The organism is Pseudomonas sp. AMR01 (assembly GCF_041946035.1).
Classification (GTDB): domain Bacteria; phylum Pseudomonadota; class Gammaproteobacteria; order Pseudomonadales; family Pseudomonadaceae; genus Aquipseudomonas; species Aquipseudomonas antarctica_B.
The window spans coordinates 1-10,915 of the sequence record NZ_JAUTYR010000067.1; the positions used below are offsets into that span (position 1 = coordinate 1).

The window sequence follows — 10,915 nt, forward strand, 5'->3', positions numbered from 1 at the left end:
GTGCCGAGTGGTGGGGCGAGGACCTTTTGGTTACTTTTGGGTCCTTCCAAAAGTGACCCGCTGTAAGAGCGGAACCAATACCAGCCGTTACCGCAGCAACGGATATGTACCCCGACAGACCGCCATCGCAGGCAAGCCAGCTCCCACATTTGGATAGGTGTACATCCGCTGCGGCCCAGGATGCTTCCTACAAGGTTTTCGGGTTGTCCCTAGGAACCTGGCTCTTTAGTCTCCGCACACCGCTGCAAATGCAGCGGTCGGGCGTCGCGGCTCGCAATACGAATGAGCACTCTCATACTTTTCACGGAGCGACGCCATGTCCAAAACCACACATAATTCCCCCACCGTACTCTTCACCCTCATCAACGGCATCAGCACCGAAGACCTGCTGGTCAACCTCACCGAAACACTCGCCTCCGCCCACGCCCTAACCTGCGATTTCGCATTTGAGCTGGAAGGTTCCAAACGAGCAGGCGCGCTAGGCATTGCGCAGTTGATTGAAGTGGCAAAGTTACTGGCCGAGCGCGCGCTGGATGACATCGCCCCGCCCCCCGAAGCAGACCCAGGCAACCCACAAACCGACTGAAAACACGCAATTCAAATGTAGGAACTGGCTTGCCTGCAATTGCAGCGTGCCCGTCACCAGAAATGCCAGCAATGCTCAGTCATCGCAGGCAAGCCAGCTCCCACATTTTTTGATCCATGCACGCACATGCGACCGCTAGATAACCCTGACACAAAACGCAAACACACCCCTGGGACGATGAACCCTGGAAAACCGCACCCGCTGGCCCTTCCTGAGCCGAACCCCAGCCGAACCGCTAAGGTCCACACGCACAGGCTCACCCTCACCGTCCAGCGCTATCAAGCCTTCCCCGGTTCTGGGGTTGTAAGACTTGACCGTACCCGTCACCGCTTCCATGGCCATTCCCCCTGCATCTCTTGACTACCTGCGCGCAGTGCTGGCGCCATAAAACCGCGAGAGTGCAGTGCTGACAACTGTCAACGTTGACAGGTAACGGTGTATTCAAGACGAATGGCACGGTGGCAATTGAGCCTATGGCAAGCAGGCTAGCGACAGAAAGAGGAAGACGCGACGGACGCGTCAGGAGTCGCGACGCAACTCCGGCGGAATCGGCAGATCCTTCAACGGATCCGGGCGCTTGCCCTTGCCTGCACGGTATTGGCGGATCTGATAGACATAGGCCAACACCTGCGCCACGGCCAAATACAGGCCCGCAGGAATTTCCTGGTCCAGATCAGTGGAATAGAAGATCGACCGCGCCAACTCCGGCGACTCCAGCAGCAAAATCTCGTTGGCCACCGCAATTTCGCGAATTTTCAGCGCGGTAAAGTCACTGCCCTTGGCCAGCAACATCGGCGCGCCGCCCTTCTCCGGGTCGTACTTGAGCGCAACGGCGTAATGCGTCGGGTTGGTGATGACCACGTCGGCGTCGGGTACCGAGGCCATCATTTTGCGCTGCGACATCTCGCGTTGCAGTTGGCGAATGCGCTGTTTGACCTCAGGCCGACCTTCCTGGTCCTTGTGCTCGTCACGCACTTCCTGCTTGGTCATCAACAGCTTTTTGTGGGCTTCCCACAACTGAATCGGCGCATCCACCGCCGCAATGATGATCAGCCCGCAGGCCATCCACAGCGAGCTCCAGCCCACCAGTTGCACGCTGTGAATGATCGCCGACTCCAGCGGCTCATGGGCGATGCGCAGCAAGTCGTCGATGTCGGACGACAACACCGTCACCGCCACAAACAGAATCAAAATGAATTTCGCCAGCGCCTTGAGCAGTTCCACCAGCGCCTTGCTGGAAAACATGCGCTTGAGCCCTGGCCCAGGGTTCATGCGGCTGAATTTGGGCGCCATGCTGCCGGCGGCAAACAGCCACCCGCCAAGGGACACCGGGCCGATCAGCGCCGCCAGCAACAAGGTGATCAGCACCGGCTGCACCGCCAGAATCGCGATTTTGCCCGAGTGCAGCAGGTACAGCCCCATGGCGTCAGGGCTGAGCAGCACCTCGCGCGGCAGGGTGAAGTTGAGCTTCATCAACTCCATCAAGTCCAGCGCCAGGCCGCCGCCGTAAATCAGCAGGCCACCGGCACCGGCGAGCATCACCGCCAGGGTGTTGAGTTCTTTGGAACGGGCAATCTCGCCCTTTTCCCTGGAGTCCTTTTTACGTTTCTCCGTGGGGTCTTCTGTTTTGTCCTGGCCACTCTCGCTCTCGGCCATGGCTCAACGCGCCCGTGCCAGATCACGTAAGAACTGCAAGGCGTCGGTCGCCAGCGGCTGATACTGATTGAGAATGTCGGCCATGCCGATCCAGAAAATTCCCATGCCCATTACCAGCGTCAGGGGGAAACCAATCGAGAAGATGTTCAACTGTGGCGCCGCGCGAGTCATCACGCCAAACGCGATGTTGACGATGAGCAGTGCGGTGATTGCCGGCAGCACCAGCAACAGGGACGCGCCCAACACCCAACTGAGGCGCCCTACCAGTTCCCAGAAATGGTTGACCACCAGCCCCGAGCCCACCGGCAAGGTGGTGAAGCTTTCGGTCATGACCTCGAACACCACCAAGTGCCCGTTCATGGCCAGAAACAGCAAGGTCACCAGCATGGTCAGGAATTGCCCGATCACCGCCACCGACACGCCGTTGGTGGGATCGACCATGGACGCGAAGCCCATGCCCATCTGGATCGAGATGATTTGCCCGGCGATCACAAACGCCTGGAAGAACAACGTCAGGGAGAAACCCAGCAGCGCGCCGATCAGGATTTGCTCGGCAATCAGTAGCAAGGCGCTGAGGTCCAGGGCATTCACCGGCGGCATCGGCGGCAAGCCGGGCACGATCACCACGGTGATGGCGAAGGCGAAATACAGGCGAATGCGCCGTGGAACCAGCGTGGTGCCAAACACCGGCATGGTCATCAGCACGGCCGTGACGCGAAACATCGGCAAGATAAAGGACGCCACCCACGTGCTGATCTGGGTGTCGGTCAATGCCAGTACAGACTGCATCGGGTCAGCCGATCAACTGCGGAATACTGCCGTACAACTGCAGGATGTATTCCATAAAGGTACGCACCAGCCACGGGCCGGCGACGATCAGCGTGACCAGCATCACCAGCAGGCGCGGCAGGAAGCTCAGGGTCTGTTCGTTGATCTGGGTCGCGGCCTGGAACATCGCCACCAGCAGGCCCACCAACAGGCTCGGCACCACCAGCACGGCGACCATCACGGTGGTCAGCCACAGCGCTTCACGGAACAGGTCGACCGCAACTTCTGGCGTCATGGCGCTACACCCCTCCGAAACTGCTGGCGAGGGTGCCGATAATCAGCGCCCAGCCGTCCACCAGCACAAACAACATGATCTTGAACGGCAGCGAAATAATCAGCGGCGAGAGCATCATCATACCCATGGCCATCAGCACGCTCGCCACCACCAGGTCGATGATCAGGAACGGGATGAAGATCATGAAGCCGATCTGGAAGGCGGTTTTCAGCTCAGAGGTTACGAACGCAGGCACGAGGATGGTCAGCGGCGCCTGATCCGGGGTGGCGATGTCGGTGCGCTTGGACAAGCGCATGAACAGCTCAAGGTCGCTGGAACGGGTTTGCGCCAGCATGAAGTCCTTGATCGGGCCCTGGGCCTTATCGATCGCGTCCTGGGCCGTCAGTTTTTCCGCCAGGTAGGGTTGCAGGGCTTGCTGGTTCACCTTGTCAAACACCGGCGCCATGATGAACATCGTCAGAAACAACGCCATGCCGGTGAGAATCTGGTTCGACGGCGTCTGCTGCAGGCCCAGGGCCTGACGCAGAATCGAGAACACAATGATGATCCGCGTAAAGCTGGTCATCAGCATGACGAACGCCGGGATAAAACTCAGCGCCGTCATGATCAGCAGGATTTGCAGGCTGACCGAATATTCCTGCGCCCCGGCGGCATTGGTGCCCAGGGTAATGGCCGGAATCGACAACGGGTCGGCCGCAAACGCCAACGGCGCGGCCAGCAACAGCATGAGCGTCAACAAAACGCGCATTACTTTTTATCCTTCTGATCCTTGCCCAGCAATTCCATCAGGCGCTGGGCGAATTCTGGCGTGGCGGCCTCGGTTTTGGCCACTTCCACCGGTGTCTTGAGCACGTGCAACGGCGTGATGCGCCCAGGCGTGATGCCGAGCAGGATTTGCTCGTCGCCCACTTGCACCAGCACCAGACGATCACGCGGGCCGAGGGCGCGCGAGCCGATCATCTCGATTACCTGGCCATTGCCCGGCCCGATGCGCTGCACGCGGCGCATCAACCAGGCCAACACAAAAATCAGCCCCACCACCAGCAATAACCCGAGTACAAGCTGGGTCAACTGGCCGCCGATGCCGCTGCTGACCACGGGCGCAGCCGCCGCCGTCGCTTGCGCAACCGGCTCGGCCGCCAGGGCGCTCAATGGCAGCGCCAGAAACAGTCCCGCCATCGAATACTTCATATCAGCGCAACTTCTTGATGCGTTCGCTTGGGCTGATCACGTCCGTCAGGCGGATGCCGAACTTCTCGTTGACCACCACCACTTCGCCATGGGCGATCAGCGTGCCGTTGACCAGCACGTCCAGCGGCTCACCGGCCAGGCGGTCGAGCTCGATCACCGAACCCTGGTTGAGTTGCAGCAGGTTGCGGATGTTGATTTCGGTGCTGCCGACTTCCATGGAGATCGACACCGGAATGTCGAGGATCACATCCAGGTTCGGGCCGTCGAGCGTCACCGGGTCGTTGTTCTTCGGCACGCTGCCGAATTCTTCCATCGCAAGGCGGTTGCCGGCCGGCGAGGTCGCGGCGTCGGCGGCCAGCAGCGCGTCGATATCGTCCTGGCCAACATCGCCGGTTTCTTCCAGGGCCGCGGCCCATTCGTCAGCCAGTGCCTGGTCTTCGGCGGAAGTGTTTTCGTGTTCGGTAGCCATTACATGTCCTCGGCGCAGCAAAAATTAAGGTTGATCAGCGGCGGTTGATCGGTTCGATCACTTGCAGCGCCAGGTTGCCCTTGTGGGAACCGAGCTTGACCTTGAACGACGGCACGCCGTTGGCGCGCATGATCAGTTCTTCCGGCAACTCCACGGGAATCACATCGCCCGGCTGCATGTGCAAAATATCGCGCAACCGCAACTGGCGACGGGCCACCGTGGCGGTCAGCGGCACGTCGACGTCCAACAGGTCTTCGCGCAGGGCCTTGACCCAGCGTTCGTCCTGGTCGTCGAGGTCGGACTGGAAACCGGCATCGAGCATCTCGCGCACCGGCTCGATCATCGAGTACGGCATGGTCACGTGCAGGTCGCCGCCACCGCCATCGAGTTCGATGTGGAACGTGGACACCACAATGGCTTCGCTGGGGCCGACGATGTTGGCCATGGCCGGGTTCACTTCCGAGTTGATGTACTCAAAATTGACTTCCATGACCGCTTGCCAGGCTTCCTTCAAGTCAATGAAGGCTTGCTCCAGCACCATGCGTACCACGCGCAGTTCGGTGGGGGTGAATTCACGCCCTTCGATCTTGGCGTGACGGCCGTCGCCGCCGAAGAAGTTGTCCACCAGCTTGAACACCAGCTTGGCGTCAAGAATGAACAGCGCGGTGCCGCGCAGGGGTTTGATTTTGACCAGGTTGAGGCTGGTAGGCACGTACAGCGAATGCACATACTCGCCGAACTTCATCACCTGCACGCCGCCCACTGCCACGTCCGCCGAACGGCGCAGCATGTTGAACATGCTGATACGGGTGTAGCGGGCGAAACGTTCGTTGATCATTTCCAGGGTCGGCATGCGCCCACGGACGATGCGATCCTGGCTGGTCAGGTCATAACTTTTGACGCTGCCGGGTTCGGCAGCCATTTCGGTCTGTACCAGACCATCGTCGACGCCATGCAACAGCGCGTCGATCTCATCCTGGGACAGCAGGTCTTGCACGGCCATGTCGTGATCCTACTGCAATACGAAGTTAGTGAAGAGCGCCTGCTCGACCACGACTTTGCCGAGTTCTTTCTGGGCCACTTCCTGCACGCTGGCAGTGACCTTCTGGCGCAGCATCTCCTGGCCGACTGGCGTGGCGAGGGTGTCGAAGCTCTGCCCGGAGAACAGCATCACCAGGTTGTTGCGGATCACCGGCATGTGCACCTTGAGGGCATCCAAGTCCGCCTGGTTACGCGCCAGCAAGGTGATGCTCACCTGCAGGTAGCGTTGACGACCATTCTGGTTGAAGTTGGCGACAAAGGCCGGAAGCATCTGCTCAAAGATTGCCGGTTGCTTGACGTTAGTGGCGGTTTCGGCAACAGGGGCAGGTTTGCTGGCGCTGCTGTGCATGATGTACCACGTGCCGCCAATCGAGGCGCCAATGGCCAGGAGCAAGCCCAGCACGATCAACAGGATGAGCTTGAGCTTGCCTTTGCTTTTGCCTTCGCCTGCGGGAGGGGTTGCTGCTGCGTCGTCGCTCTTCGCCATGCCAATAATCCGTCACTATTCTGGAATTCATAGATCTTCGGAAAGGCAAGAGCAAGTGTTATGCCAGAGTTGTCTGGTGTAGAGGGAACCACACAAATCAAGGGTGGGAGCTGGCTTGCCTGCGATGACGGTATGTCAGTTTACATTTCTGTGACTGATACACCGCTATCGCAGGCAAGCCAGCTCCCACATTCAGGGCTGGGCAAGGCGTGCGTCAGGCGTAGTAGTCGACCGCGCTGGAGCCCACCACGGTCTGGGTTACCGGCGCGACGGCCGCAGCCACTTCGGCGTGATCCGCCGAGTCGCCGCCATCCCCACGCCCATTGCCGCCACTCACACCGCGCGCCTGGTTCTGCTGTTGTTGTTCCTGGCCCTGCCCTTGCCAGCCGCGGGACTGGTCGGAGACGTTCACGTCCACCTGCCCCATGCCTTGCTGGGCGAACATCTCGCGCAGACGGCCGGACTGGGTTTCCAGGGCTTCACGCACCACGGCGTGGCCACTCATAAAGGTCACCTGGGCCTGCTGATCCGCCGTGATATTGACCTTGATGTCCAAACGACCCAACTCGGCCGGCTGCAACTGGATTTCTGCCGACTTGAGGTTGGCGCTGGACAGGTACATCACGCGGTTGACCACTTCTTCGGTCCAGCCGCTCTGGTGCATGGCCAGCGGCGCGTTGGCCACTGGTGGCAAAGCGTTGGCGGTTTTCGGCGTGGCGGCCTGGGTCAGCGCGGCCAGGCGGTCGGTGAAATTGTCAACGCGAGTGTCGCTGTTGGCGCTTTTCAAATCCTTGAGACCGCCTTCGATCAGGCCGCTGAAGGCTTTGTCGCCGCCCTGGTCAGTGCTGTCTTTGGTGGCTTGCTGGTCGACCATCGATGCAAGGCCGGTGGCGAAATTCTGTGCAGCGGTCGGCTGATCCTGCGTCGTGGTCGGCGCGGCTTTCTGCGGGGTCTGGCTGCTGGCCGAGACGTGACCGCCCTGCTCCATCGCCAGGCGCACGGCCGGCATTGAGTCCAGCGGGTCGGCTTCAGGGTCGAAGGCCGGTTGCTTGGCATCGACCGGCGCGGCGACGGGTGTGGCGACGACCGGTTGGGATTTGTCGTCCGTCGTGGCAGCCACCGGTGCCGGGGTTTGCACAGGCACGGGCACGGTGACAGGGACGGCAACGGGCGTAACCGTGGCAATCAGTGCCGGGTCGACGACGGGATCAACTGCGGGCTGCTGCGCCAGCGATGGGTCGGTGGGTTTGTCGTCGTCAGCGCTGGCGCTGTCGTCCGGCTTGGCCGGCGGCGTGGCAGGCAAGGGATTGCCGCTATCGGCAACCGCTGGCGCGCTGGCGGCAGGCTTGTCGGTGGTGGCGACAGGTTTTTCGGTGGTGGCGGCAGGCTTGGCGCTGGCATCGGAAGGCTTGTCGCGCGCTGGCTTGGCCGGTGCGTCGTCAGGCTTTACCGTGGGTTTTGAGCCTTGAGTCGCGAACACTTGAGCGAAGCCAGGGGCCTTGTTTCGCGGGTCCACAGCCGCTGCCGGCGGGGTGACGGCAGGCGCTTGAGGCTTGGCCGCGGGGGCAGCCTGAAGAAGCGAATTCGGGGCAACTGGCATAAGTAAAGGTCTCCACTGCATGGGGATCGGGGATGCAGTGATGGAGGTAGAGCAAGAGTCGGGCCAGGTTTTTGGTTTGTGGGGATTTCTGTGTTGTACCTGTTCTGCCTAAAGAGCTTGAAAGGGCTGCAACTAAAGCTGAAACCGCTCCCGCTCCGATTCATACATCGGCCGAACCAAAGCAAACTCATGATCAATCTGATCCACCAACGCCCAAAGTTCCCCCGCCGCAGACCCCACCGACTCAAGCTCCAACCGCTGGCACAAGTGCGCCAACCTCACGGCCCCAAGGTTCCCGCTGCTGCCCTTGAAGCTATGCGCAATCCGCCCCAACGCCTTGGCATCGTCCCGAGACTTGCGCAAAGCCTCGACGCGCTTCTGTGAGTCATCGAGAAAGGTATCCAGCAACTTGGGATACTCGCTCTCCATAACCTCCTGCAAACCCGACAACACATCAGGGTCCAGATGAATCTCAGCCACTTGCTCGCTCCTTGATCAAGAATCGGCGGATTATGCCAGAGCCCCCCAGCAAAACTCCACGCACACACTACGCCCGCCGTCGGACCAGCGTACAGCGCTGCTCAATTGACGCACCAGGCTCAACCCCCGGCCAGACAGACGGTCCGCATCCAGCGGCTGCGCCAACACCTGTTCCACGTCAAACCCAGGCCCACTGTCTTCAACGCGCAAGGTCATCTTGCCGCCGGCGCTGGTCGGCACCACCTGCACATGCACACGCACGTAACCGCTGTTCAAATGCGCCAACCGCTCATTGCGCTGGCGATAATACTCGGCAAACCCTTGAGCATCACACTTGAGCCGCGAATCCAACCCCAGCACGCCATGCTCCAGCGCGTTGGAATACAGCTCGGCCATCACGCTGTAGAGCGCCCCGCTCTGCTCGCGCAGGCCGTGAATCTCCAACAGCAGTTGCAGCAAATACGGCAACGGGTTGTAACTTTTGAGGGTCTGCGCGCGAAATTCGAAACTCACCGACCAATCCAGCGGGCACGACTGGCCGCTGTCGGTGTAGATCGGTTCGCACGTGCGCACTGGCTGGTCGGACTGCAAGGTGATTTCCACCATGCTCACATCATCCCGCGCCTCGCCGCGAAACGCTGCCAGGGCCTGCTCAATATCTTCGAACAGGCGATCGGGCTCGCGGTTGGCGGCAAATACCTGCTGCAAACGCTCGGCGCCGAACAGCTGATCATTGGCGTCTGCGGTGTCGAGCACCCCATCGGACAACAGAAACACCCGGTCACCCAAGGCCATCGGCCAGACTTCGGTGCTGTCATCAAAGGACTCCACAGACAGCACGCCCAGCGGCAAATGCCGGGGCATCAACGGCGTACGCTTGCCGGTGGCAACCTCATGCACATAGCCTTCGGGCATGCCGCCGTTCCACACCTCTACCACGCGCCGCTGAGCACTCAGGCACAACAACGTGGCGCAACAGAACATGTCCACCGGCAGGATGCGCTTGAGCTTGGCGTTCATCTCGCGCAGGGTCTGCGCCAGGCCGTAGCCCTTGGCGGTCATGCCGTAGAACACTTCCGCCAATGGCATGGCGCCGACGGCTGCCGGCAAACCGTGGCCGGTAAAGTCGCCGAGCAGCACGTGCATGTCACCCGACGGCGTGTACGCCGCCAGCAGCAGGTCGCCGTTGAACAGCGCATACGGCGATTGCAGGTAACGAATGTTCGGCGCGGCGTTGATGCAGCCAGAATGGGCGACCTTGTCGAACACCGCCTTGGCCGCGCGCTGTTCGTGCAGCAGGTAGTCGTGGTGTTTGGCGATCAGGTCACGTTGCTGCAACACCGTGGCTTGCAGGCGACGCAGGCGATCCATGGCGTTGATCTTCGCGGCCAGGATCAGTTGGTTGTAGGGTTTGGGCAAAAAGTCATCGCCGCCGGCATCCAGACACTGAGCCAGCGCCTCGCTCTGGCGCAGGGACGTGAGGAAGATGATCGGCACCAGCGCCTCACCCGCCAGCTGCTTGATCTGACGCGCGGCTTCGAAACCGTCCATCACCGGCATCAGCGCGTCCATCAACACCAGTTGCGGGCGCTCACGGGTGAACACTTCGACAGCCTGCGCGCCGTTGGTGGCGGTCAGCACCTGATGGCCCTGACGGCGGATGATGGTCGACAACAACAGCAAATCCGCGGCGCTGTCTTCGGCGATCAGGATCGTCAGCGCTTCAAGCACCGGGGCCAGGGCGTTCACTTGATGTCGAACAGTTTGTCGAAATTGGAGATGCCGAGGATTTTGCGCACATCGGGAGTGCTGTTGACTATCTGGATTTGCGACTCATCCCCACCGGCGTGATCGCGCAGCAGCAGGAGCATGCCCAGGGCGGAGCTGTCCAAGTAGGTGGTTTCTTTGAGGTCGACGATGTACTGATTGGGGACTTTGTAGAAACGTTCGTAGGCGTCACGAAACGCATGGTGGCTACCGAAATCGAACCGGCCCTTGATCGCGATCGTCAACTTCTTTCCGTCCGGGGATACTTCTGACGTAACTGGCATGCGACTGCTTCCTTGTCATTGGCTATGTTGAGACAAGGTTTAGCAGCTGGAGCGGGCGTGAGCAACATGGAGTGTTAAATGGGGGGCTGTCGGTGTACATATCCTTTATTTGTGTGATGGCTGATATGGGTTCCGCTCTTACAGCGGGTCACTTTTGGCAAACGCCCCAAAAGTAACCAAAAGGTCTGTGCCCCGCCACTCGGCACCTCGCTATGGCTCGGTGTGCCCTCACTCCGGCTTGAATCCGTGGGCCGCCGCGATGGGCCATCCTTGGCCCAGCGCGGCTAACCC

13 protein-coding genes are annotated in these 10,915 nt (G+C 60.5%); 1 reads left to right on the forward strand and 12 read right to left on the reverse strand.

Translation table 11 applies throughout. The annotated features are described in order from the left end of the window. Positions 1-316: 316 nt before the first annotated feature. Positions 317-586: a DUF6124 family protein gene (locus Q7C20_RS26165; protein ID WP_375071115.1), complete on the forward strand. Its 270-nt coding sequence runs from the start codon at positions 317-319 to the stop codon at positions 584-586. Positions 587-1,105: 519 nt separating this feature from the next. On the opposite strand, the gene flhB is transcribed toward Q7C20_RS26165, so the two are convergent. The 12 genes from flhB to Q7C20_RS26225 form a co-directional block, all read right to left on the reverse strand. Further along, positions 1,106-2,242 carry a flagellar biosynthesis protein FlhB gene (flhB, locus tag Q7C20_RS26170; RefSeq protein WP_348061491.1) on the reverse strand — a complete coding sequence of 379 codons (1,137 nt, stop codon included), beginning with the start codon at positions 2,240-2,242 and terminating at the stop codon, positions 1,106-1,108. A gap of 3 nt (positions 2,243-2,245) precedes the next feature. Then, on the reverse strand, positions 2,246-3,031 hold the full coding sequence (fliR, locus tag Q7C20_RS26175) for a flagellar biosynthetic protein FliR (RefSeq protein ID WP_375071116.1): 786 nt from the start codon (positions 3,029-3,031) through the stop codon (positions 2,246-2,248). A gap of 4 nt (positions 3,032-3,035) precedes the next feature. Then, entirely contained in the window at positions 3,036-3,305 is a 270-nt protein-coding gene (gene fliQ, locus Q7C20_RS26180; RefSeq protein WP_375071117.1) for a flagellar biosynthesis protein FliQ, read from the reverse strand. Positions 3,306-3,309: 4 nt separating this feature from the next. After that, positions 3,310-4,053, reverse strand: coding sequence for a flagellar type III secretion system pore protein FliP (fliP, locus tag Q7C20_RS26185; protein ID WP_375071118.1), 744 nt, complete (start codon positions 4,051-4,053; stop codon positions 3,310-3,312). Continuing rightward, positions 4,053-4,496 (reverse strand): flagellar biosynthetic protein FliO, encoded by a 444-nt coding sequence (gene fliO / locus Q7C20_RS26190; RefSeq protein ID WP_348061497.1) that lies wholly within the window; start codon positions 4,494-4,496, stop codon positions 4,053-4,055. Before fliO ends, fliP begins: the two co-directional genes overlap by 1 nt. Before the next feature lies 1 nt (position 4,497). Next, on the reverse strand, positions 4,498-4,965 hold the full coding sequence (gene fliN / locus Q7C20_RS26195) for a flagellar motor switch protein FliN (RefSeq protein WP_348061499.1): 468 nt from the start codon (positions 4,963-4,965) through the stop codon (positions 4,498-4,500). Between the two features lie 34 nt (positions 4,966-4,999). Then, positions 5,000-5,968, reverse strand: coding sequence for a flagellar motor switch protein FliM (gene fliM / locus Q7C20_RS26200; RefSeq protein WP_300630039.1), 969 nt, complete (start codon positions 5,966-5,968; stop codon positions 5,000-5,002). 9 nt (positions 5,969-5,977) lie between these two features. Then, the gene (gene fliL / locus Q7C20_RS26205) at positions 5,978-6,493 is read right to left on the reverse strand and encodes a flagellar basal body-associated protein FliL (protein WP_375071119.1); all 516 of its coding nucleotides are present in this window, start codon (positions 6,491-6,493) and stop codon (positions 5,978-5,980) included. A gap of 214 nt (positions 6,494-6,707) precedes the next feature. Then, the gene (locus Q7C20_RS26210; protein WP_375071120.1) at positions 6,708-8,093 is read right to left on the reverse strand and encodes a flagellar hook-length control protein FliK; all 1,386 of its coding nucleotides are present in this window, start codon (positions 8,091-8,093) and stop codon (positions 6,708-6,710) included. Between the two features lie 132 nt (positions 8,094-8,225). Then, positions 8,226-8,573 (reverse strand): Hpt domain-containing protein, encoded by a 348-nt coding sequence (locus Q7C20_RS26215; RefSeq protein ID WP_348061507.1) that lies wholly within the window; start codon positions 8,571-8,573, stop codon positions 8,226-8,228. 30 nt (positions 8,574-8,603) lie between these two features. Continuing rightward, a complete protein-coding gene (locus Q7C20_RS26220; protein WP_375071121.1) occupies positions 8,604-10,322 on the reverse strand; it encodes a SpoIIE family protein phosphatase in 1,719 nt (572 codons plus the stop codon). Further along, positions 10,319-10,624, reverse strand: coding sequence for an STAS domain-containing protein (locus Q7C20_RS26225; protein ID WP_375071122.1), 306 nt, complete (start codon positions 10,622-10,624; stop codon positions 10,319-10,321). The genes Q7C20_RS26220 and Q7C20_RS26225 overlap by 4 nt, the downstream gene beginning before the upstream one ends. Between the last annotated feature and the right edge of the window lie 291 nt (positions 10,625-10,915).

Excerpts from the sequence above, each read along its gene's own strand:
- Q7C20_RS26210 (WP_375071120.1), bottom strand. The coding sequence starts at position 8,093 with ATGCCAGTTGCCCCGAATTCGCTTCTTCAGGCTGCCCCCGCGGCCAAG.
- fliP (WP_375071118.1), bottom strand. The coding sequence starts at position 4,053 with ATGCGCGTTTTGTTGACGCTCATGCTGTTGCTGGCCGCGCCGTTGGCG.
- flhB (WP_348061491.1), bottom strand. The coding sequence starts at position 2,242 with ATGGCCGAGAGCGAGAGTGGCCAGGACAAAACAGAAGACCCCACGGAG.
- Q7C20_RS26225 (WP_375071122.1), bottom strand. The coding sequence starts at position 10,624 with ATGCCAGTTACGTCAGAAGTATCCCCGGACGGAAAGAAGTTGACGATC.
- fliN (WP_348061499.1), bottom strand. The coding sequence starts at position 4,965 with ATGGCTACCGAACACGAAAACACTTCCGCCGAAGACCAGGCACTGGCT.
- fliM (WP_300630039.1), bottom strand. The coding sequence starts at position 5,968 with ATGGCCGTGCAAGACCTGCTGTCCCAGGATGAGATCGACGCGCTGTTG.
- fliQ (WP_375071117.1), bottom strand. The coding sequence starts at position 3,305 with ATGACGCCAGAAGTTGCGGTCGACCTGTTCCGTGAAGCGCTGTGGCTG.
- fliL (WP_375071119.1), bottom strand. The coding sequence starts at position 6,493 with ATGGCGAAGAGCGACGACGCAGCAGCAACCCCTCCCGCAGGCGAAGGC.
- fliO (WP_348061497.1), bottom strand. The coding sequence starts at position 4,496 with ATGAAGTATTCGATGGCGGGACTGTTTCTGGCGCTGCCATTGAGCGCC.
- fliR (WP_375071116.1), bottom strand. The coding sequence starts at position 3,031 with ATGCAGTCTGTACTGGCATTGACCGACACCCAGATCAGCACGTGGGTG.
- Q7C20_RS26165 (WP_375071115.1), top strand. The coding sequence starts at position 317 with ATGTCCAAAACCACACATAATTCCCCCACCGTACTCTTCACCCTCATC.